The following is a 21,207-nucleotide window of genomic DNA, read 5'->3' on the forward strand; positions in this document are numbered from 1 at the left end:
TTCTGATCAGACACGGTCATAACCGGCTGCGGCGAAGAAGTTCAGGCACTCTTGGGCGGTGAAGGCGGTCAGGGCGGTGGCAATAGCGTTGTCCAAAGCCTCGATTGATCTGGCGGCGGCCTTTCGAAGTGCGGCTTTGAGCTTGGCGAAGGCCATTTCGATCGGATTGAGGTCGGGCGAATAAGGCGGCAAATAGAGGAGCTGGGCGCCCACGGCATCGATTGCGATGCCGACCTCGGCGCGCTTGTGTGCTGCGAGATTGTCCATCACCACGATGTCGCCGGGCCTGAGTGTCGGCACGAGGACTTGCGTCACGTAAGCCTCGAACGCCAGACCATCCATGGGACCGTCAAGGACCATCGGCGCAGTCATGCCGGTCGCTCTGAGCGCGCCGACGAAGGTCGTCGTCTTCCAATGACCATGCGGGAGCGCTGCGACACAGCGCTGGCCGTACGGCGAGCGGCCATAGCGCCGCGCCATCTTGGTCGAGGCTCCCGTCTCGTCGATAAACACCAACCGATGGATGCCGATCTCAGGCTGAGATGCCTTCCACGCCGCGCGTTCAGCGGCCACGTCCGGCCGATCCTGCTCGCTGGCGTGCGATGTTTTTTTTGAACGTGATGTTGCGGCGATCGAAGAATCGCCAGACCACGCTCGGCACGAAACGCTCGCCGTGGACTTTGAGGAGATGGTCAGCGATCTCGGCCAGCGTCATGTCAGGCGTAGCCTTGACCAGGGAGAGGATCTCCGCAGCATGACCCTCGATCCGAGCTGAACGTCTGTCTCCGCCCTGCGCTCCCGCCTCACAAGCGCCGGTGCTGCGCCATTCGTTGACCAGTTCGATCGCTGTCGATGGCGCTACGCCGAACCGGCCGGCGGCGCCCCGACAGCTCATGCCTTCCTCTTCCACAGCCCGAATAATGCGAAGGCGAAGGTCCGGCGAGAGCGGCTTAGCCATGGGGGCTGGCCTCCATCACCAGCCCTCAGGGTGAATCACGATTTGCCTCACAAGGGAATCTGGAGGGTTCTGTGAGGTCGCGCTCACGCGAGGGCGCGGCAGGCGCTTATGACGCGACCTCATTGAAGCCGGATTGAACGAAGGCGCGGGAGGCTATTCGCGGTTTTGCAGCTATGGGGATTGTTCGAGATCGCCATGCCCGATCTGCTGGCTCGGCGCGTGAGGCAGAGACACAGGAGTGCGCATCCTGGAAGAGTTGAGATCAGACGCGCTTCGCCTGAGATCGCGATAGGCCTTTTGCTGCATCGGACGGTTGTTGTCGCGCAGTGTGACAGCACGGATTCGACATCGTCCGCGATGATCGAGACGCTGGGAGCGAAATGACGAATGATGATCGTCGTGCACGACATGACTTGGCTCACGATGTGTCGCATCGGAACGGTGATGTTCGAGGGCTGGGGCGTCTGAAGCTATGTCGAAAGCGCTCAATGATGCGCATGACGCCACCACAATCGGGACAGGCAGGAACCTCGGCCCGGGTTTGAGCCTCCGAATCCACAGGCGACGGCTGGCCATCGTTTGGGGCTGTTCGCTCATGATCGAGAAGTTCGCGGCAAAGGGCGAGCTTGGCAGCGCGATGGCGGTTGGCCATGAAGCCGAAGTGGCGGATGCGGTGGAAGCCGTCAGGCAGCGTATGAAGCAGGAAACGGCGAATGAACTCATCGGGCTTGAGATTCATGATCTTTGTCGCGCTGTTTTGGCGATAGTCCTTCCATGAGAAGGCGACATGATCGTCGTCGAGTGCGACGAGCCGGCTGTTGGCGATCGCGACGCGATGGGTGTAGCGGCCGAGATAGGCCAGGACCTGTGCGGGTCCGCCGAAGGGCCGCTTGGCGTAAACAACCCAGTTGATGCGTCGCATGGCGTCGAGGTGGGCCGCAAAGGCAGCCGGCTCGGCCAGAGCTCCGAGATCGCCGAAGAAACGCAAGGCACCGGAGTTGAAGGCTGCCGACAGACGTTTGAGAAAAAGTGTGCGAAATAGTCTGGACAACGGTTTGACGGCCAGGAAGAAGTTCGGTCGGCAAGCGGTCCAGCGCGCGCCATCGGGCGAGAGGCCGCCACCCGGAACGACGCAATGGACGTGGGGATGATGCATCAGCGTCTGTCCCCAGGTGTGGAGGACGGCGACGCCGCCGATCGCACCGCCGAGCCGGCGTGGATTGGCGGCGAGCGTCGTCATCGCCTCGGCGGCAGCCTTGAACAGGATGGCATAGACGACGGCCTTGTTCTGGAAAGCGATCGCGGCGATCGGTGCGGGAAGTGTAAAGACGACGTGGAAATAGGGAACCGGAAGCAGGTCGGCTTGACGCGCGGCGAGCCACGCGGCTCGGGCTCTCCCCTGACACTTCGGACAGTGCCGATTGCGGCAGGAATTATAGGCAACGCGTGTCGTGCCGCAGTCGTCGCAAGCCTGCATGTGGCCGCCGAGCGCCTCGGTCCGGCACGCAACGATCGCGCTCATCACGCGCCGCTCGACCCGCCCCAGATGACCGGCATGTACACGGCGATAGGCGTCGCCATGCCGGCACAGAATATCGGCAATCTCGATGGCGGGCCTGTTGGAGCGGATGTCGGAGCGGGTCATGACCCGCATCCCGCTGCGGGTCATCCAGGTGGCGTCACCTCCAGCGACAGGCGATCGAGCGGGCTCTGCGTCGCTCGGATCGTATCGGTGGCGACCTGCGTGTAGCGCGCTGTCGACGACAAATTATTGTGCCCGAGCAAGACCTGGATGATCCGGATATCGGTTCCGTTCTCGAGAAGATGTGTCGCGAAGCTGTGGCGCAGCGTGTGCAGCGTGACGCGCTTGGTCAGGCCCGCAGCCTTCACCGCCGACCGGCAGGCGGCATGCAGCACGGTCTGATCGATCGGATGATCTTCGTCACGACCAGGGAACAGATAAAGCCGCGGCCGGGCGAGCCGCCAGTAGGTGCGCAGGATGCCCAGCAGCTGGGGCGACAGCATCACGTTGCGATCCTTCGCGCCCTTGCCGTGGCGCACCTGGATGACGCCGCGGGCGCTGTCGATGTCTTCGATCCGCAGTCCCGCAACCTCCGAGGCCCTGAGCCCGGCCGCATAGGCGGTGGTGAGCGCGGCGCGGCTCTTCAGGCTCGATACCGCTTCAAGAAACTGAACCACTTCGTCGGCGCTGAGAACGACCGGCAGCTTGCGCGGTTCTCGCGCATAGGGAATGCGCTCTGGGATGAGCGCCTCGCCGAGCGTGACGCCGTAGAAAAACCGTAGCGCACAGACGATCTGGTTCAGCGCCGGCCATGAGATGCCGGTCGAGACCAAATGCACCTGGAAGGCGCGGACGTCTTCCAGCTCTAACCGGTCAGGCGATCGGCCAAAATAGCGGCTGAACTTCGAAACCGCGCTGATGTAGGATCTTTGCGTCGCCGGCGACAGATTGCGGACGGTCATGTCTTCGATCATGCGGCGGCGAAGAGGGCTCAAATCGGCCATCTCGATACTCCTGTCTGAGGGGGTGGGCTCCAACACCCACATCCTCTCAGCCAGGAGGCGATCTATGCCACCTTGCCCCCTACGCCGCGGCAGCGGCTTAGTTCAATCCCTTCCGATTCCGCCAGGTCAGAAAATGCTCTAGAAGACTTGCCCCGTGTCGAGAGCGGGAAGCATTGCTGAGAAAGGCGCGTCACAATGAGACCACCGCTCATTTGACCGAGTGGCTGATGTCTCCCGGGCCACGCGCTCCAATTTAGGAGCACGACGGTGTCAGCGAACCGGAATCAATTCGATGGCGTTGAGACCGCCTTTGTCTGCGCAGTGGCGGTGTCTTTTGTGGCGCTGATTGCCAGCGTGGCTTGGCTCTTTCTCGGATGAAGCCCACTGGAGGGCCGGGCAATTGGGGAGCATTGTACGTGCAGTAAATTCGCCACTGGCTCGGCGCATCGGGCCGGTAGATGGCCCCAGCAACTAGCCTTCCTTCACACAGGCCCCCAATGGTTGCCGGGGTCGCTCATTTCAGAGGCCGCCTCGGTTGGTGTGGGGCCATGACCCCCATAATCGGCTGGAGTTCAGTTCGCGCGATAGCGCTCATATGCGGCCCGCTACACCCGCCAAGCACGCTACCAAGCGTGGCCGCTCTAAACCGGCATGGTTGATCTGGGCGGCGCGCGCCGCACCCGTTGCCTGCCCGCAACTAACCCTTCAGAGGTATTAAACTTTTTAATGCGCCATGCAGACATACCCTTGCCAGGATTTTGCAAATCCTTCCTGGGGCTAGAGCCGACGCCGTCCGCATGCATTTTAAGCGGGCGGCGTTCGTACATTTGAGCGTATGTCGTAAACAGCAAGAAGCCCCGACGGGGGCTAGCGCGTCAGGGCCTCTTTCCGGATGCGATCCTCCCCGGAGCGCAAACTCAGCGCGCGGTCCAGCTGAGAGCGCCGTGAAGTGTACCGGGGAACGTCGGCAATATAGAACGCTCTCCCGGACTACCTCGACTTGACAAGTGTCCTAACTCCCATCTGACCGTGTCCGAATTAGGACAGTAACGGCGTGTGGCCTGTTTCCATCCCTGTGGCTTGCTCTGATTTTCTGCGTGGCCTAGTTTGCCATTTACCCGTCGCAATCGTCCGCGTGACGTCGTCTGCCCCATCGGTGAAGCACCGAGGCCGAGCCGTCCCGACCGATCGCTCGTGATAGCCAATTTGGGACGTGTGCTGTGGCACAAATTGTATAGGCTCCCAGCTATCAGGATTTTGCATACCTTCCTGGGGCTAGGGCCAGCGCCGTTCGCAAGCATTTCAGCGGGCGGCGTTGTGCTGTCAGACATCAGCCGGAATGAAACCGGGCGGATCCGAGCACGCCGACGGGAGCCGTTGTCGAAGCGTTTGGGCTGCGGCGCGGCGCGATCCGTAGTTCTCCGGGGCAGAACAAAGTTCCGCGAGCAGGCGGCTCGGCCCTCGTCCCGACTGCATCGGATAATCAATGAGTTACCGACGGATTTGGCGACGCCGGATCACGGCTGGCACAATCTGCATACTACCTTGGTACCCTCTTGATGCCCAAAAAAACTGCGTAGCGTTGGAGGGAAGACTCGGGTTCCGGCAGTGTTCCTAACATTGGCTTGTCCGGCCGACGCACCGATTGCGCGTCGCAAGGCAAGGCGACGCCGTCGGCGAACGGATCCACACCGGGATCCGCAACGACGCCCAAACGGGCGCGACGCTTCACTCAATCGTTTGACGGGTGTTAGTTATTGCTACAACCTTTGATTTAAAAATCGACGACCGCCATTCATTCGCGGAACCGTTCCAGATGATTCACAAGAGCGTCGAATTCAGCATCACGCAGCTCATGCCCGGCGTCTGGAAATGGCGTTTCCAGATCGGCGATCGGGTCTTCACGGGCAAGACCGAAGCAAAGCTCGACTTATTGGCGATCCGCCGCGTGCAGCTGCGGATCGACCGCGAGCTGAACAATCTCGGGCTCGGACGGACCCGCGGACACCGCGATCAGGACTGAGACGCAGTCCGTCCGGCAAGCTTCAGTCCGCGCTTGCCAGCCGCCGCATCGTGAACTCGATGTCGCCGCCGGGCAGTTCGCGCCAGCTCTCGACCGCGCTCATATAGGCGGCCTTCGGATAGCGCTTGAGAAAGTCGCGCGCCCGCAGGCGGGCCTGATCGCGCGGCAGGCTGAAGGTCTCGCGCAGATAGCCGTCATCCGGCTTGCGCCGCGCGGCCATCCGGCTGGCAAGATCGCGCGGACGAAACACCATTGCCGCAACTCCGAACCAACTGACGACGCCCCCAATATAGGGGCGGCGCCGGCAAAATCCGAGTCTGCGGGAAGCGGAGGAAGCCGCCCCGAGCGGGCGTTACTGGCTGCGCTGCGCGGAGCCTCCGGGCTGCGCGGAGCTCCCGGTCTTGGTCTTCGGCTTGGCCGGATGGGCCGCCGCCTTCGGCGCATCGCTGCGCACCGCGCCCCAGGGATCGGCCGATCCCTTGGCATCCGGAATCTTGCTCAACGAGTCCTTGTAGGCCTTGTCGTTGATCGCGTCGCGATCCTTCTCCTCCTGGGTCTTGGTCTTGACCTCAGGCATCAGATTGACGTTCGGCATTTGCGCATAGGCCGGCGCCGACAGCAGCACCGCAGCCGCAACTGCGCTCAAAACTCTCATAAGAACGCTCCTTGCATTTTCGTCAGCGGTATATCACCCCAAGAAAGCTGCCGCCAAGCGCGCCCGTCCCTGCCCTAGAGGTGGTCTGACTTGCAGGATTTCGGCGACTGCATCCAGTCGTCCCAGATCGGACCGCATCGCGTGCAGCCGACAAGCGCAAGCCCGATCGCGATCACGCCGCCCAGCAATACCAACCTGCGGAACATGGACGCCCCCACCACTGACAAGGGGCAATTGGGCGCCAAAACTGGGGCATTTTCAAGCCGGGCACGGTGCTTGCAGCGCCGCGCCCGAGCACAGCGCCGGCGCTGCGTCCGCGCGATGGTTTGACCGGACGGCCCCCCAAACTACACTGCGCAACAAAGCAGAAAAGGAATCGACGACATGACTTTGGCGATGAGCTGGGACGAATGGACGCGGCATGACGGGACGGCGCTCGCCGAGCGCGTCCGGAACGGCGAGCTGACGCCACGGGAGCTGGCGGCGCAGGCTGCCGCCGCCACAGCCAAGGTCGATCCCGCGCTCTCCGGCGTGGTCGAACTGTTCGACGACGTGATCGCCGATCCCGCGCGCGACGGCGCCGATCTCAACGGCCCGTTCGCCGGCCTGCCCTTCCTGATGAAGGACCTCGGTCCCACGCTGAAGGGCCGGCTGCAGGAAATGGGTTCGCTGATGATGCGCGGCAACCGCGCCGCGGCCGACAGCTTCCTGACCACGAAGCTGCGCAAGGCCGGTCTCAATTTGATCGGCCGCACCACCACGCCGGAGTTCGGGGTCTGCAGCTCGGCCGAGAACCCGGCGGTCTATGTCACGCGCAATCCCTGGAACACCGACTACACCACCTGCGGCTCGTCGGCCGGCAGCGCGGCGATGGTTGCCGCCGGCGCTGTCCCGATCGCGCATGCGACCGACGGCGGCGGCTCGATCCGGATTCCCGCCGGCGTCAACGGCAATATCGGGCTGAAAGTGTCGCGCGGCGTGTTCTCGCTCGCACCGCATCTGTCCGATCTCACAGGCCTCGTCTCGATCCAGGGCTGCCAGTCGCGCTCGGTGCGCGACACCGCAGCCTTCGTCGATAGCTGCCGCGGCCCGGCGCCCGGCGAGTTCATGCCGTTCTGGACACCGCCGGAACCCTATACAGCGATGATCGCGCGCGACCCCGGCCGGCTCAAGATCGCGCTGTCGCACACCTGGGGCGACTATCGCGCGACGCCGCACATCGCAGCCGAGCTCGAGCGGGTCGGACGTTTCCTCGAGGGCCTCGGCCATCAGGTCGATCACGCCCTGCCACCGATCGACTATCGCGAAGCCTTCGCGGCACAGACCACCTGCTACATCAGCAATTTCGCCGTCGTGATCGGCAACATGCTCGCGGCGCGCGGACTCGAGCGGCCGCCTGCGGACCTGATCGAGCCGATCAACATCCGCATTTGGGAGCATGGCCGCGACTTTAGCTTCGCCGACCGCGCCCGCATGCAGGCAGTGTTCAATACGACGGCGCGCGGCTTCGGCGCCTTCTTCGAGGATTGGGACATCATCCTGACGCCGATCACGGCGCTGCCGACGCCGAAGATCGGCACCACGGAAAATCTCACCATCAGCGACAACCCGTCGGTGCTGGACTGGTTCGGCAATCTCTGGCGCAACTTCGCCTTCACGCCGCTCGCCAATCTCTGCGGCATCCCGGCGATCTCGTTGCCGCTCGCGACCAACGAGCACGGCCTGCCGCTCGGCATCCAGGCGATCGGCAAGCAGGCCGATGACGGCCTCTTGCTGCAGCTCGCCGCCCAGATCGAACGGGCGATCGACGGCAAGTGGAATGACGGCAAGCGGCCTGGCGTGCATGTCACGCGCAACCAGGCAATAAACAGCAAGCAAGAACATTAGCGGAGGGAACGGAACGTCATGCAGCAGGCCGGTGAATTCGGGATCGACGACGCCAAGCTGATGCTCGGCGATGTCTTTGCGCCCTGGGTCCAGGACCTCAACCTGTCGGTCGAGCGGTTCGACTTTGCGCCTCCGCCGGACGGCGCCGCTGACTGGCAGCCCGGAGCAATCCTGCGTATGCCGTTTTCCGAACGGCTCTGCCGTACCGGCGGCATCGTCTGCGGCCAGGCGCTGATGGCGTTCGCCGACACCGCAATGGTGCTGGCCAATCTCGCGGCCAACAAGGGCTATCGCCCGATGACGACGGTCGACCAGACCACACATTTCATGCGCGCGGTGACCGCGTCCGATGTGCTGGCCGACGCCCGCGTGGTCCGGCTCGGCCGCACCATGAGCTTCGGCCGCGTCACGCTGCTGTCCGCCACCGACAACAAGCCGGTGGCGATGGTATCGAGCGCGTTCGCGATGCTGCCGGGATAGAGCATGATCCGGAAAAGTGTGAAGCGGTTTTCCGGTGAAATCATGCTCAAACTAAAGGTTACTTGCAGCGGCGCGGCGCGCGCCGCCGAACTACGCCGCCTTGACGCGACGCCTCCTGCGCCAACGCCAGAGCAGTGCGACGAGCACCGTCAGCGCCACACCGGCTGCGAGTGCCTTGACAGCAAACCGTCCGCCGGGACGATCGATCAGGCGCGTGAGAAGCGACACGGCCTCGCCCTGGCGCGGCAGGCGAAATGCCACCACGCTGTCGCCGATCGATGTGCCGCCCTCGGAATGGCCGCCGGCGCCGATGACGACATACTGCTCGCCCTTCCAGAGATAGGTCATCGGATTGGCGACGCCGGGCACCGGAAGCCGGCCGAGCCACAACTGCCGGCCCGACTTGACGTCGAACGCGCGCAGATAGGCATCCATCGCGCCGGTGAACACCACTCCGCCCGCGGTGATCGCGACGCCGCTGAGCAACGGCGTGCCGGTATTGAGCGCGATGCCGAGCGGCGCGAGATCCTCGCTGGTGCCGACCGTCGCATGCCAGAGGATCTTGCCGGCCTTGAGATCGACCGCCACCGTCTCGCCCCATGGCGGCTTGTTGCACGGCGACCCAACCTCCGTACTCGCCAGCGCCCGCGACATCGCAAACGGCGCACCCTGCTGCTGGCCGAAATCGTGGCCGGGTGGCGGATTGAAGCCCTTGGCCTGGTCGCGTGGAATCAGCGTGATGACATGCGCCGCATGGCTGACATTGGCGAACAGGATCTGGTTGACCGGATCAAACGCCGCACTGCCCCAGTTCACACCGCCGCCGGTCATCGGATAGACGATCGTGCCCTGCGTCGACGGCGGCGTGTAAAGCCCCTCATTGCGGGATTGCGCGAGCAGCTTCTCGCAGGCCACGCTCCCGACGCCCGGCAGCAGGCCGCCGACATCATCGGCCGTCATCCGCTGCGTCAACAGCGGCGGCACATGGGTCGGAAACGGCTGCGTCGGCGACAGCTTCTCGCCCTCGGCGCCGTTCTGCGGCACCGCGCGCTCCTCGACCGGCCACACCGGCTTGCCGGTGTCGCGATCGAGCACGAACACAAAGCCCTGCTTGGTCGGCTGGATCACGACGTCGCGCATGCCCGATCCGGTGTCGATCCGCGTCAGCGTCGGCTGTGCCGGCAAATCATAGTCCCAGACGTCGTGATGCACGGTCTGGAATGCCCATGCGAGCTCCCCGCTCTCGATGCGCAGCGCGACGACGGAATTGGCGTGCTCGTCATTGCCCGGGCGCTTGCCGCCCCAGAAATCGGGGCTGGGCGATGTCGTCGGCAGGAACACCAGGCCCCGCTCCTCGTCCACCGACATCGGCGCCCAGACGTTGCTGTGGCCGGCCTCGACGCTGTCATGCACGAGCGGATCGAAGATCCAGCGCGGCTGGCCGGTCCGTGCATCGAAGGCGCGCACCACGCCGACCGGCGCATCGACCCGCCGGTTGTCACCGATCGCGGATCCGACCACGACCACACCGCGTCCCGTCACCGGCGCCGACGTGATCTGAAACTCGCCCGGCCACTCCAGCTTCATTCCGGCGTCGATCTTGATCTCGCCATTGTTGCCAAAATCAGCGCAGGGCTTGCCGGTCCTGGCATCGAGCGCGATCAGGCGCGTGTCATTGGTGCCGGTGAAGATGCGTGACTTGCAGGCCGCACCATCAGCGGCACGATCATCGGTCCAGTGCGCGACGCCGCGGCAGACAAAGCGGTTGGCCGGCCGCTGCGCCATGCTGATCTTCGGATCGAACCGCCATTTCTGCGCACCGGTGCCGGGATCGATCGCGATCACCTCGTTGAACGGCGTGCAGAAGATCACGCTGTCCTCGACGAACAGCGGCGTCACCTCGAACTTGGTGCGCTTCATGACCTCGGGCGGACGCGCGTCGAGATCGCCGGTGCGGAATTGCCAGCCGCGCACCAGGGTGCCGACATTGTCCGATGTGATCTGCGTGAGCGGCGAGAAGCGCTGTCCCCCGCGGTCGCCGCCCCAATACTCCCAGGCGAGCGCCGGCTGTACGCACAGCGCCAGCGCGACAAGCAGGCGAAACAGCGACCGCATTGCGTCCTCCCGCGAAATGCGATCATCAAACGCCGCATCTCATGCGGGGAGAGCCTTTACGCGATTGGCGCGTCAGTATCCACCCCTGCGAAAGCCGCCGCCATAACCGCCGCGATAGCCACCGCCGCCGATGCCAATCCCGATTCCGATCGGCGGCCCGACCGGCTCGTAGACCACGGCCGGAGGCGGCCGCCGCACGACCACGACGTCGTCCTCGACCACGACGCGCGGCGGGCGCTTGCCTGCGCGCCGCGGCGGATCGGGATCGGCACGTTTCTTCACGGGCGCTGCGGCTCTCTGCTGCTCCTGCGGCGGCGCGGCGTTGCAGGGACAGGTCGGAGCCGCCAGCGCGACGTTGGTCGCGGGCACACTGAGCGCTAAGGCCGGCGTCAGATCGGGACGGTAGCGCAAGCGTTCGATCATCTTGCGCGCGGTCGCTGTCAGATCGCTGTCGGGGTACAGCACGAGGAAGCTGCGATAGGCCGCCGCCGTGTTGGCGAGAATGGCGTTGCTCCAAGCCACCATGCGGCGATGCCGGTCGAGCCAGTCGCGCGCCTGCAGGCCGCGTGGCGTGCCGGCGAAGATCGCGGCGAAGGCTTCATAGGCTTCATCGGTGCCGTCGACCACCATCAGTTCGTTTGCAACCTCGATCGGCTTGCCCTGCAATTCGCGCTTCCATTCGTCGACGGTGCGCTTGGCCGCGGCCGGCTCCGGCGTGGCCGCGGGCGACGCTGACATACCTGCCATGAATCGGAAATCGTCGGTGAGCGACGAGGAGTCCCACGGCGTCTGACGGCCGTCGGTCGCCTTGTTCACCGCGAGGCGGACGCGCTTGAAGGTGTCCTCGATCGGAATTCCCGGCTCCTTCGCCGAGGCCAGCAACGCGGTGGTGTAGGGGCTGTTGGCGCCGCTGCCATCCTCGGCTTCGGCGCCCGGTGACGTCGAGAACGAGACAAAGGTGCCGGGCGCGCCGATCTTGGCATCGACGATGGCCAGCCCATGCCCGGCGGTCTTGCTGAGTTCCGGGAAGGGATTATTGCGGCAGGCATCGAGCAGCACGATGCGCATCCGGCTCGGCACCGAGGTCAGCGTGTTCAGGATGTCGTTGAGGCGAACCGCCTGGATCGGGATGTCGGCCTCGCGCTTCGGATCGACATCGACCGGTACCAGATAGTTCTCGCCATCGATCTGCAGGCCATGCCCGGCATAGAACACCAGCGCCACGGTGTCGGCGCCCTTCGCAGCGACCTGGCCGGCGAAGTCGCTGATCCTTGCGCGCATCTCGTCCTGCGACAGATCCGATGCCGTGGTCACGGCAAAGCCGGCATCGGTCAGCATCTGTGACATGGCCCTGGCGTCGTTGGCCGGATTGGGCAGCGCGGGCACCGACTTGTAGGCGGACTGCCCGATCACCAGCGCCAGACGGCTTTCCGCCAATGCCGGCACGGCACCGAACAGGATCGCTGCCGGAACGATCAGGCTGAGGAGGGAACGGCGAAGCATGGCGGCCTCCGACAATGACATCGGAGATGGGTCGATAGCCGTCAGGTGAAGGTTCATGCCGTGCGACAATCTGCTGCCGCCGACACCGGTTCTCACGCCGTAATTGTCGCAGGGATCGGATGGGCCCGGCTATTTCGGCTTCTTGGCTGGATCGGCGGCCGGCTTGGTGACGCCCCAGGGATCGTATTTCTCCTTGGGCTCGGGAATACGATCGAGTGCGGCCTTGTAGGCCTTCTCGTCGATCTGGGGTTTCTTCTCCGTCTTCTTGTCGTCGCCCCCGCCGCCTCGCCGGCCCTGGGCCAGGGTCGGTGTCGCAATCAGCGCCAGAATGACGGCAGCAACCGTGAAGCTTTTCATGTCAGTCTCTCTCCCCCCGCAGCCGTAGAAACATCCGGCAACACCTCTACCCCAAACGTAGCTTGTCGCTCGACATTTGTTGATCGACAAAGCGCCGCGCGATGCGAATTCAGCCCCACCAGGGGGCGCAATGTTGGCGGCGGCACATTAAATTAACTCGATGGGACAGGGACAAGTGCAAGTGGCGGCGCTGCTGGCCGGCGCCGCCTTGATGTTGAGCGGCTGCGGGCTGGCGGACAGCCACGCTGTATGGCCCGACATGTTGAAGGTCAAGGCCACCGAGCCGGCGCCGCTCGAAACGCCTCCGGACGTCAAGCGGCTGGTGGCCGGCAAGCTGGATTCGGTGTTCACCGCCGGCTCGCAGCCGACCCTTGTGCGGGTCTCCGCTCCGCTGCACGACCCCCGCGGCACCGGCTGGACCGCCTGCGTGCGCGCCGAACTGACTTCGGTGATCGGCAAGCCGCTCGGGACGCAGACCTATCGCGTCTTCATCAATGAAGGCGCGATCTTCGATCGCCGGCAGGTGGAGGCTGACGACAACTGCGTGACCGAGACTTACGAACCGGTCGAAAGCTCGGTTCAGGAAGCGCAGCGAAGTCCCAAGCCGTAGCATTTGACGCATTGCCCCGGCATGAGCCCGCACAGCGCGAGCGCCGCGTTCGCGACGGCGGTATGCTGAATGCCCCGTTAACATGACCGCTCAAATTGCCGGATGGCCTCAACGGCATTTTCCATTTCTTTCCGCTAGCGTTGCCCGTGATGAACGTAAGGCTAATCAGCCTTGCCGACCGGGGAACATGGGACGTGGCCGATATTGCTGACCAGGCAATGATCCGCCGTGCATCGCGCAAGGATGCCACGGATGATCGCGCGTTGCCGCCGCTGTCGGCTGCGTCGGCCGGCGCATGGCGGGCGCTTGCCGAGCGCGCGATCGAGGCCAATGGCTACTACCAGCCCGACTGGGAATTGGCGGTCGATGCCTCCGCGCGCGGCCGCACCGGCGCGTCGCTGCTCAGCGCTACCGCCGATGCCGGGCAATTGATCGGGCTGCTGCCGGTCGTGCCATTGCGGCGAATCTACCGGATCCCTCTGCCCGCGCTGGTCGGCGCCGAACCCTACGGCACGCTGTGCACACCGCTGCTCGACCGCAATGCCGCCGAGCAGGCCGCCGGCAAGATCCTGCAGCAGGCACGCAATGCGGGCGCGCACGCGCTGATCCTGCGCACCATGTCGCTCGAGGGCCCGGTCATGGCGGCGATCCGCGCGGTGCTCGCGCGCGACGGCTTGCAGCCGCGCGTGCTGAGCGCCTATCAGCGCGCCCAGCTCGATGCGACGCGCGATGCCGATGAATTGCTGCGCGACGCGCTCGGGCCCAAGAAGCTGAAGGAGTTGCGCCGGCAGCGCCATCGCCTGTCCGACCACGGCGCGGTGCGCTTCGACGTCGCGTGCACGCCGCGCGACGTTGCGGCGGCGCTCGAGACTTTCCTTGCGCTCGAAGCCGGCGGCTGGAAGGGCCAGCGCGGCACCGCGCTCAGCCAGCATGCCGGCGACGCAACCTTCATCCGCCGCGCGACCTCGGCGCTGGCCGAGACCGGCCGCTGCGAGATCGTCACGCTGCATGCGGGCGGCACGGCGGTCGCCGGCGGCATCGTGGTGCGCCATCAGGACCGCGCCTTCTTCTTCAAGATCGGCATCGACGAACGCTTTGCGAAGCATTCGCCGGGCGCACAATTGACGCTGGAGCTGACGCGCCATCTCTGCGCCGATCCCGCGATCAATTCGGCCGATTCCACCGCGGCGCCCGGCCATCCCATGATCGACCCGATCTGGCGCGGGCGCTTCGCGATCGGCGACGTGCTGCTGCCGCTGCGGCGGCGCGATCCGCTGGTCGCCGCCGTTCATGCCGCGCTGACCCTGAACAATCTCGGCTACGAAGCCGCGCGCAGCGCCGTCCACTTCATCCGCAGCCGGCGCGGCAAGCCCGGATAACACGGTCCCCCCATTACGCGAGCCCGCGCGGATCGAGGCGGCCTCCTTCACCGCGACCAATGGTTTACCTTTTCGTAGCCATGCAGATACATCAAGAAACAATAAGTTCCCGCCGTCAGGTTGGTGTCAGCTGGCCCTTCTAGCGTTGCGGTGCGCTGTTTCTCAGGCAGCGCATGCCCTTGCCTGGAAAGCTTCATCTGATGGAAACATCGGGTGAGGCTTTCTGCCGGCTTTACGCCCCGGCCCGAGCATCCTCTGTGTCACTGCAGCGGCGAATGCGGGGCCGGCAGCATGATGGTCGAGTGCATCTCTTCGAGCAGCTGCGTCCCTTTGCCCAGGAATTCCAACCAGGCCGGATCCTTCATCGCCCCGCCGCGCGCCGCGGCGCGGGCGTTGAGATCGGGATAGGCCCAGATGTGGCAGACCTCGTTGGGCTGCCCGGAATCGGTGTGCCAGAGGCCGACGATCTTGGAATATTTCTCGCGCTCCGGCAGCACGCCGGTGATCAGATCGAGCCATTGCTTGACGCCGCCGAGCGGCTTGGCGCGATAGTTGCGGAATTCGTAGATGTTACCCTTGGTGGCAGGCGCCACCGGCGGAATGATCGCATTCAGCAGCCGGACCTCCTGGCGCACCAAGAGCGGACGGATCGCCGGAATGTACTCGCCAGTCCAGCGCGGATTCTTCGCAAGCTCGGCACGCAGCCGGGCCCGCTCGTTGAGATCGGCGTAGCTCCACATGTGCATGACCTGATTGAGCGGCCCGATCTCGGTGATCCAGTAGCCTTCGAGCTTGCCGAAATTGTCGGCGCGGATGTCGCGCGAGATCGTGCTCGCCGCCTTCACCATCTCGCCGACGGCTCCCGGACGTACCGTGTAGGTGCGCAGCTCATAGATCATGATGGTCTCCCTGGTTGTTTCCGATGGATCGTGTGGGCAAACGAAAAAGCCCGGCACGAGCCGGGCTTTCGTGAACGACTGCGGACTACTCGGCCGCCTGCGCGTTGATCTCGGCCGAGACCTCGCGGATGGCGCGGGCGAGTTGCTCGGCCGGCTGGGCGCCGGACACCGCGTATTTCTGCGCGAATACGAAGGTCGGCACGCCCGAAATTCCCTTCTCGGAGGCTTCCTGCGCTTGCGCGGACACCAGTGCCACATCCTCGTCGGTGGCAAGGCGCTTGCGCACGTCGTCGGCATCGAGCCCAACATCGGCTGCCGCCTGCACCAGCACATTGGTATCGGTGAGATCGCCGCCGTCGCGGAAATACAGCTCCATCAGCCGCTGCTTCATTTCGGCCGCCTTGCCCCTGGCCTCGGCCCAGTGGATCAGGCGATGGGAGTCGATCGTGTTGGGCTGCCGCTTGACGAGCTCGGGATGGTAGGTCAGCCCCTCCTCATTGGCGGCGGCGACCACGCGGCCGGCAATGCGCTTGTAGGCATCGACCGAGCCGAACTTGGCGGTGAGATATTCCTCGCGGCTGATGCCCTCGCGCGGCACCCAATTGTTGAGGAAGAACGGCCGCCAGTGCACTTCGACCGGCACGTCGGGCACCAGCTTGAGCGCATCCTCGATGCGATGCTTGCCGATGTAGCACCAGGGGCAAACGACGTCGGAGACGATATCGAGGCGAAGCGGTTTCGGATCGCTCATGGCAGGGTTCCCGGCGGAATTGGAACCCCAAAAGTAGGCCGAAAGCGCCCCGAGACAAGCCGCTATTTCATACTGGCTGCCATCTGCCGCATCCGCTCGGCGGTCAGCTCGTCGGCCGGGAAGAAGGTCTCCAGCGCCAGTTCCTGCAGCGTGATGTCGACCGGGGTGCCGAATACCATGGTGGTCGAGATGAAGCTCAGGATCTCGCCATTGAGGCGGAGCTTGAACGGGAGCGCGACGTTGTTGTCGGGCGTGATCGGGGCGGCCCGCGCCGGGATCGGATAGGACTTCAGGTCCTCATAGAGCTTGAGCAGCTCCGGATCTGCCGTTGCCTCGCACTGCCGATGCAGCCGCTCCAGCAGATGCGCTGCCCATTCCGCCAGGTTCACGGTGCGCGGCGCCAGGCCCTCCGGGTGGAACGCCAGCCGCAGGATGTTGAAGGGCTGGCCGAGCAGCCGCTGCGGCACGCCCTCTAGCAGCGGCGCCACCATCCGGTTGGCGGAGACCAGATTCCAGTGCCGGTCATAGGCCAGCGCCGGATTGGGCTCATGCGCCTTCAGCACAAGGTTGATCGCCTCGCGGGCCGATTTCAGCGCGGGATCCTCCAGCGAGCGTTGCGGGAATGCGGGAGCGAACCCCGCGGCGACCAGCAGCACGTTGCGTTCGCGTAGGGGCACGTCGAGGCGCTCCGCCAGTTTGAGGACCATGTCTCGCGACGGCGCCGAACGGCCGGTTTCGACGAAGCTCAAATGCCGCGCCGAGATCTCGGCATCGACGGCAAGGTCGAGCTGGCTGAGATGGCGGCGCTGCCGCCACTCGCGCAGGTGCTCGCCGATCAGGACGGGTTTTGCGGGCTCGGCCCGCGCCATGGATGCATGTGCGTTCATGGTGCAAAACCTACCATGCGAAATTCGCCCGTTCCATTACGCCCGAGGTAATCGAATTGGCGCGCGGGCCGGCTCATCTTCCACGGCACAGGAGATGACCATGCTGATGCTGTCCCTTATCCGCGCCTTCGCCGTCCTGATCCCGTGGCTGGTCCATCTCGCCACCTGGCTGGTCGCGCGCTCGCTCAACATGCCCCAGCCGATCGTGCACGACACCGGCATGTTCGTGTTCGCGCAGGTCTATGCGGTGGAGATGAGGGTCGGCAAGGCGCTCTGCCCGTTCCGCCTGTGGCGTCAGCTGCAGTCCCTGATGCGCTGAAAACCCATCCCAACCCGAGGAGACACTGCCATGATCCATTCGTCCCAGCTGCTGCGCCGCGCCCTGCTTGCCGATGCCGTGTTCAGCGGCGTATCCGCCATCGCAATGGTGCTCGACACCGGCGCGCTGGCCTCGCTGCTCGGCCTGCCGGAAGCGCTGCTGCGCGAGACCGGGCTGTTCCTGATCGCCTATACCGCGCTGGTCGGCTGGCTCGGCGCGCGAACCTCGCTGCCGAAGGGACCCGTGATCCTCGTGGTCGCCGGCAACGCGGCCTGGACGCTTGCCAGCATCGCGCTGCTGCTCTCGGGCGCGGTGTCGCCGAACCTCGTCGGGACCATCGTGATCCTCGCCCAGGCGATCGCCACCGGCGTGTTCGCCGAGCTGCAATACATGGGCTTGCGGAAGAGCGAGGGTGTGGTGACGGCGTAACGGCCGCCGCCTGCTGTGATTGCGGGCGAAGCGAAGCGATCCATCGAGCCGCATGTGCGGAAGCATGGATTGCTTCGTCGCTTCGCTCCTCGCAATGACGGGGTCGGAGTGCGACCTTACTGCACCGCCTCAGCCTCGCTTCGCCGAAATCTCTCGCCAACCCCGAGCATCACGCCCCGCCCGCTGGCGACACCCATCTCGAGGCTCGAAGCGATGCGCCGCGCGCGCTCGATGAAATGAAGCGCTGCGACCGGCGGGCACAGTTCATGTGCCGTCGCCTCGAACAGTTCGAGCCAGCGGTCGAAATGCGCGGCATCGACCGGCAGCGGCATGTGCTTGACCATCGGCGTGCCGTGGTAGCGCCCGGTCATCAGCGCAACCGACGACCAGAACGCGCACATCTGGGCCAGATGCGGCTCCCAATTCGTAATCCTGGCCTCGAACACCGGCCCGATCATCGGGTCCTTGCGGACCTTGGCGTAGAAGGCGTGCACCAAGCGCTCGATCATGGCCTCGGTGATCCCGGTCCGCGCGACGATCTCGGCGGTGATCTGCTCGCGGCGCTCTGCTCCTGTCATTCACTCACATCCTAAATAGGTATTTTAAATACCTATTTAGACTGCTATAGCGAATCCGCCAAGGGCTGATTTCGAAGGGCTTCCATGCGCCTGACATCATTCACGGATTTTGCGCTGCGCGCGCTGATGCGGCTGGCCGGCGAGCCGGACCGCACATTCGCGACCAGCGAGATCGCGGCCGAGTTTGGCATTTCCCGCAATCACCTCGCCAAGGTGGTGCGCGACCTCGCCGAGGCCGGCTTCATCGCGACCCAGCGCGGCGCCGGCGGCGGATTTTCGCTGGCGCGCGCCCCGCAGGCGATCACGCTCGGCGAGGTGGTGCGCGCGCTCGAAGGCGGCAGCGCGCTGGTGGAATGTTTCAGGGATGATGGCGGCGATTGCGTGCTGCTGCCACGCTGCCGCCTGAAGGCGAGGCTCGCGGCGGCCCGCGAGGCCTTCATGCGCGAACTCGACGGAACCACGCTCGCCGAATGCGCCTATGCGCCGCGTCCCGCGCGCCATCAGGCACGCGCATCATGACGATCGTCGGACCGGATCGGTCTCGGAACTCAGGCCTGCAGCACCCGCGCGGCGCCGCGCGTTGAAGGGGCCGCTCGCTTGCCGGCAGCGGCCGTCAGGCTGTGGCCGTTGAGGTGCTTGCCGTTCAAGGCCTTGCCATTCAGAGCCTTGCCATTCAGAGCCTTGCCATTCAGAGCCTTGCCGTTCGGGGCCTTGCTATTCAGCGCCGAGCCATTCAGCATCTTGCCGTTGCCGAGCTTGCCGTTGGCTTTGGCAGCTTTCTTCGCGCTGGACTTCCTCTGCCTGGCCCGCATTTCAGCGAGCTTCTCGGCCTCGCGCTTGGCTTTCCGCTCGGCCCTTTCCTTCAGCCGCAGCCGCTCCGCCCTCGCCTCGGCGCGCTTCTTCTTGCGCTTCTTCTCGCAGGCATCGCACTTGCAGCCGATCGGCTTCAGATAGGCTTTGAAATAGTCGGTTCCGTAATCGTAGTTGATCTCGTCGCCCGGCTCGATGTCCTTGATGGCGCGGATGAACACCTTGCGCTTGCGTGGCTTGACGTCGGATTCCGCGTTCGGCCGGCAGGCGTGGTTGATGTAGCGGGCGACGTTCTGGCGGATCGAGCCGTCGATGGTCCATCGATTGGTGAGCTCGAACAGATATTTGTTCTCGATCGCGTCCTCATCCTTCTTCTTCGAGTCGAGCAACGGCCCGAAATAACGGATGATCTTGGTGCCTTTCTTGATCGGCTTGGTGGCGAAAAGGCCAAGGCCAGTACGGGAACGGCCGACGCGATAGGGCTTTTGCGATGATGATGCGGGCATGACGATCGAAGCTAAGGCACGCAAGGTGCACGCGACAGAAGTTGCGAAGCCGCCCTTCTAGGACGATTCCGCGCGCCTGTCAGGTGTTTCCCGCGTGTCTGTTGAACCTTCCCCAGATTGCATAAGTCAGACACAAAGTAACGTCCGGATCGCAGGTTTCCCCCGATGAAATACCTTGCTTTTGCAACAGCTGTGATGGCGCTCGCCAGTGCAAATCCTGGTCAGGCCGGCGCCCAAACGATCAGCAGCAGCTATACGTCGACCGCGCCGAAGGCCTGCCGGATGATCGGCAAGCCCAACGAGGAGGACGGCAGCACCACGCGGGTTTGCCCGGGAAAATCCGGCCTTGTGGTGCTGATCAACGAGGGCGATCTGCGCGAAGTGGTGTCGGTCGGCCGCAACCGCACGGCGGCAGCCAGGGAACCGGCGGCGCAGGCCTGGTTCGGCCCGTTCAGCTCGACCGGCGATACGGTCGAATGGCGTACCGCCGGCAGCAAGCCCTTCGCGATCATCCAGCGCTGGCAGATCGCCGACAGCAGCGCGCAGGACAAGCGCGGCGGCCCGGTCTCACGGGCAATGCTCGTCGTGACGCGGCTACCGCCAGGCGAGGTCTGTCACGTCGCCTATGTCGACGTTGCCGCCAATCCCAATGCCAATGAGCTGGCGCGGCAGGCCGCCGACGATTTCGCCCGCGATTTCAAATGCGGCGCGGACACGGTGAAGACGATCGGACAGGCCGGCCGCTCGACGTTGCTTGTGCAGCGCTAGCCATTCAACACTGCTTCGCATTGCCTTTCAGCATCGCCTCGAACAGCATGTCGAGCGTGCTGCCCTGTGGCATCCGGTTGAGCACGTCGGTCAGGCGTCCATCCAGCAGCAGCATCGTGAAGCCATGGACCAGCGACCACGCGCGCACGATCGCCGCGGCCTGATCGAGCGACAGCGCTCTCTCCTGGATCTGCTCGTGACGGCTCTCGCCGATCGAACCGGCGAGCCCGGCGAACGAAATATTGGCCGCCTCATGCAGCGAAGGCCTCGACATATCGAGCCGCTCGGTGCGGAACATCAGCCCGTACATGCCGGGATGCGCCTGCGCATAGGCGACATAGGCCTTGGCGCGCGCCAGCCCCTTCTCGATCGCGGTGGCGCCGCTGGCGCCGGCCGCGACCATCGCCGCGTTGAACTGGCGAAAGCCGATCGCGGCAAGTTCGCTGACGAGGCCGGTGAGATCGCCGAAATGATGCGTGGGCGCGGCGTGCGACACGCCGGCCTCGCGCGCCACCGCTCGCAGTGTCAGCCCCGCCAGTCCATCACGCTCGAGCACGCGCTCGGCGGCCTTGAGCAGCGCCTCGTGCAGATCGCCATGATGATACGGCGTGTCATTGGCCCGGCCCCGCGGTGCCGGACGATCGGCGGCGGCACGCGCAATCCGCCGCCTCGGAGCCCGTGCCGGGCGAGCCGCCTTGTTTTCTTTGGATAATCTTGCCATGCGGCCCTTATATGTCGCAATTTTTACACTGTAAAGATTTTGCTTG

Annotated in this window: 24 protein-coding genes; 9 read left to right on the forward strand and 15 right to left on the reverse strand. The window is 64.7% G+C overall.

Going from position 1 to position 21,207, the window contains the following annotated elements:
- Nucleotides 1-6: 6 nt before the first annotated feature.
- The 3 genes from HU230_RS19465 to HU230_RS19475 form a co-directional block, all read right to left on the reverse strand.
- Nucleotides 7-958, reverse strand: a protein-coding gene (locus HU230_RS19465) for an IS630 family transposase (protein ID WP_176528729.1) whose coding sequence is annotated in 2 segments (ribosomal slippage) — nt 7-619 and nt 618-958 — 954 coding nt in all. Because the reading frame shifts where the segments join, the coding sequence is not laid out codon by codon here.
- Between the two features lie 418 nt (nt 959-1,376).
- Nucleotides 1,377-2,603, reverse strand: coding sequence for an IS91 family transposase (locus tag HU230_RS19470; RefSeq protein ID WP_176528572.1), 1,227 nt, complete (start codon nt 2,601-2,603; stop codon nt 1,377-1,379).
- A 20-nt stretch (nt 2,604-2,623) separates the two neighbouring features.
- Complete coding sequence (locus HU230_RS19475; protein ID WP_029085027.1) at nt 2,624-3,484, reverse strand: tyrosine-type recombinase/integrase; 861 nt, start codon at nt 3,482-3,484, stop codon at nt 2,624-2,626.
- Between the two features lie 1,816 nt (nt 3,485-5,300).
- On the opposite strand from HU230_RS19475, the gene HU230_RS19480 reads away from it, so the two are divergent.
- Nucleotides 5,301-5,507 carry a hypothetical protein gene (locus HU230_RS19480; protein WP_176530284.1) on the forward strand — a complete coding sequence of 69 codons (207 nt, stop codon included), beginning with the start codon at nt 5,301-5,303 and terminating at the stop codon, nt 5,505-5,507.
- 22 nt (nt 5,508-5,529) lie between these two features.
- Here the strand turns inward: HU230_RS19480 and HU230_RS19485 are convergent, their stop codons facing one another.
- The 3 genes from HU230_RS19485 to HU230_RS19495 form a co-directional block, all read right to left on the reverse strand.
- Nucleotides 5,530-5,760, reverse strand: a complete 231-nt coding sequence (locus HU230_RS19485; protein ID WP_097676056.1) for a hypothetical protein — start codon at nt 5,758-5,760, stop codon at nt 5,530-5,532.
- Nucleotides 5,761-5,859: 99 nt separating this feature from the next.
- Nucleotides 5,860-6,162, reverse strand: coding sequence for a hypothetical protein (locus HU230_RS19490; protein ID WP_176530283.1), 303 nt, complete (start codon nt 6,160-6,162; stop codon nt 5,860-5,862).
- Nucleotides 6,163-6,236: 74 nt separating this feature from the next.
- Nucleotides 6,237-6,368, reverse strand: a complete 132-nt coding sequence (locus HU230_RS19495; RefSeq protein ID WP_176530282.1) for a peptidylprolyl isomerase — start codon at nt 6,366-6,368, stop codon at nt 6,237-6,239.
- A gap of 178 nt (nt 6,369-6,546) precedes the next feature.
- Here HU230_RS19495 and HU230_RS19500 point away from each other — a divergent pair, with 178 nt between their 5' ends.
- Both HU230_RS19500 and HU230_RS19505 read left to right on the forward strand, forming a co-directional pair.
- Nucleotides 6,547-8,049 (forward strand): amidase, encoded by a 1,503-nt coding sequence (locus HU230_RS19500; RefSeq protein ID WP_176530281.1) that lies wholly within the window; start codon nt 6,547-6,549, stop codon nt 8,047-8,049.
- Nucleotides 8,050-8,067: 18 nt separating this feature from the next.
- Nucleotides 8,068-8,529, forward strand: coding sequence for a PaaI family thioesterase (locus tag HU230_RS19505; protein WP_176530280.1), 462 nt, complete (start codon nt 8,068-8,070; stop codon nt 8,527-8,529).
- A gap of 90 nt (nt 8,530-8,619) precedes the next feature.
- Here the strand turns inward: HU230_RS19505 and HU230_RS19510 are convergent, their stop codons facing one another.
- The 3 genes from HU230_RS19510 to HU230_RS19520 all read right to left on the reverse strand — a co-directional run bounded on the left by HU230_RS19510 (nt 8,620) and on the right by HU230_RS19520 (nt 12,504).
- On the reverse strand, nt 8,620-10,644 hold the full coding sequence (locus tag HU230_RS19510) for a pyrroloquinoline quinone-dependent dehydrogenase (protein ID WP_176530279.1): 2,025 nt from the start codon (nt 10,642-10,644) through the stop codon (nt 8,620-8,622).
- A 72-nt stretch (nt 10,645-10,716) separates the two neighbouring features.
- Nucleotides 10,717-12,147, reverse strand: a complete 1,431-nt coding sequence (locus HU230_RS19515; RefSeq protein ID WP_176530278.1) for a caspase family protein — start codon at nt 12,145-12,147, stop codon at nt 10,717-10,719.
- Nucleotides 12,148-12,276: 129 nt separating this feature from the next.
- Entirely contained in the window at nt 12,277-12,504 is a 228-nt protein-coding gene (locus tag HU230_RS19520; RefSeq protein ID WP_176530277.1) for a hypothetical protein, read from the reverse strand.
- Between the two features lie 181 nt (nt 12,505-12,685).
- Here HU230_RS19520 and HU230_RS19525 point away from each other — a divergent pair, with 181 nt between their 5' ends.
- Both HU230_RS19525 and HU230_RS19530 read left to right on the forward strand, forming a co-directional pair.
- Nucleotides 12,686-13,114 carry a hypothetical protein gene (locus HU230_RS19525; RefSeq protein WP_224943378.1) on the forward strand — a complete coding sequence of 143 codons (429 nt, stop codon included), beginning with the start codon at nt 12,686-12,688 and terminating at the stop codon, nt 13,112-13,114.
- Between the two features lie 194 nt (nt 13,115-13,308).
- A complete protein-coding gene (locus HU230_RS19530) occupies nt 13,309-14,493 on the forward strand; it encodes a GNAT family N-acetyltransferase (RefSeq protein WP_176530275.1) in 1,185 nt (394 codons plus the stop codon).
- A 260-nt stretch (nt 14,494-14,753) separates the two neighbouring features.
- On the opposite strand, the gene HU230_RS19535 is transcribed toward HU230_RS19530, so the two are convergent.
- The 3 genes from HU230_RS19535 to HU230_RS19545 all read right to left on the reverse strand — a co-directional run bounded on the left by HU230_RS19535 (nt 14,754) and on the right by HU230_RS19545 (nt 17,030).
- The gene (locus tag HU230_RS19535; protein WP_092115365.1) at nt 14,754-15,392 is read right to left on the reverse strand and encodes an NIPSNAP family protein; all 639 of its coding nucleotides are present in this window, start codon (nt 15,390-15,392) and stop codon (nt 14,754-14,756) included.
- An 85-nt stretch (nt 15,393-15,477) separates the two neighbouring features.
- Nucleotides 15,478-16,143: a DsbA family oxidoreductase gene (locus HU230_RS19540; protein WP_176530273.1), complete on the reverse strand. Its 666-nt coding sequence runs from the start codon at nt 16,141-16,143 to the stop codon at nt 15,478-15,480.
- A gap of 62 nt (nt 16,144-16,205) precedes the next feature.
- Nucleotides 16,206-17,030, reverse strand: coding sequence for a helix-turn-helix domain-containing protein (locus tag HU230_RS19545; RefSeq protein WP_176530272.1), 825 nt, complete (start codon nt 17,028-17,030; stop codon nt 16,206-16,208).
- Nucleotides 17,031-17,124: 94 nt separating this feature from the next.
- Between HU230_RS19545 and HU230_RS19550 the strand changes: the two genes are divergently transcribed.
- Together HU230_RS19550 and HU230_RS19555 are read left to right on the forward strand one after the other, a co-directional pair.
- Nucleotides 17,125-17,349 carry a hypothetical protein gene (locus tag HU230_RS19550; RefSeq protein ID WP_176530271.1) on the forward strand — a complete coding sequence of 75 codons (225 nt, stop codon included), beginning with the start codon at nt 17,125-17,127 and terminating at the stop codon, nt 17,347-17,349.
- A gap of 30 nt (nt 17,350-17,379) precedes the next feature.
- A complete protein-coding gene (locus HU230_RS19555; protein WP_176530270.1) occupies nt 17,380-17,778 on the forward strand; it encodes a hypothetical protein in 399 nt (132 codons plus the stop codon).
- Nucleotides 17,779-17,894: 116 nt separating this feature from the next.
- Here HU230_RS19555 and HU230_RS19560 read toward each other — a convergent pair whose 3' ends face one another.
- Nucleotides 17,895-18,356 (reverse strand): group III truncated hemoglobin, encoded by a 462-nt coding sequence (locus tag HU230_RS19560; protein WP_176530269.1) that lies wholly within the window; start codon nt 18,354-18,356, stop codon nt 17,895-17,897.
- An 84-nt stretch (nt 18,357-18,440) separates the two neighbouring features.
- Between HU230_RS19560 and HU230_RS19565 the strand changes: the two genes are divergently transcribed.
- Nucleotides 18,441-18,875 carry an RrF2 family transcriptional regulator gene (locus HU230_RS19565; RefSeq protein ID WP_176530268.1) on the forward strand — a complete coding sequence of 145 codons (435 nt, stop codon included), beginning with the start codon at nt 18,441-18,443 and terminating at the stop codon, nt 18,873-18,875.
- A gap of 29 nt (nt 18,876-18,904) precedes the next feature.
- Here the strand turns inward: HU230_RS19565 and HU230_RS19570 are convergent, their stop codons facing one another.
- On the reverse strand, nt 18,905-19,672 hold the full coding sequence (locus HU230_RS19570; RefSeq protein ID WP_176530267.1) for an SET domain-containing protein: 768 nt from the start codon (nt 19,670-19,672) through the stop codon (nt 18,905-18,907).
- 195 nt (nt 19,673-19,867) lie between these two features.
- Here HU230_RS19570 and HU230_RS19575 point away from each other — a divergent pair, with 195 nt between their 5' ends.
- Nucleotides 19,868-20,440: a hypothetical protein gene (locus HU230_RS19575; protein WP_176534951.1), complete on the forward strand. Its 573-nt coding sequence runs from the start codon at nt 19,868-19,870 to the stop codon at nt 20,438-20,440.
- Nucleotides 20,441-20,444: 4 nt separating this feature from the next.
- Here the strand turns inward: HU230_RS19575 and HU230_RS19580 are convergent, their stop codons facing one another.
- Complete coding sequence (locus HU230_RS19580; RefSeq protein ID WP_176530266.1) at nt 20,445-21,161, reverse strand: TetR/AcrR family transcriptional regulator; 717 nt, start codon at nt 21,159-21,161, stop codon at nt 20,445-20,447.
- Between the last annotated feature and the right edge of the window lie 46 nt (nt 21,162-21,207).

The sequence above is a fragment of the Bradyrhizobium quebecense genome, assembly GCF_013373795.3.
Classification (GTDB): domain Bacteria; phylum Pseudomonadota; class Alphaproteobacteria; order Rhizobiales; family Xanthobacteraceae; genus Bradyrhizobium; species Bradyrhizobium quebecense.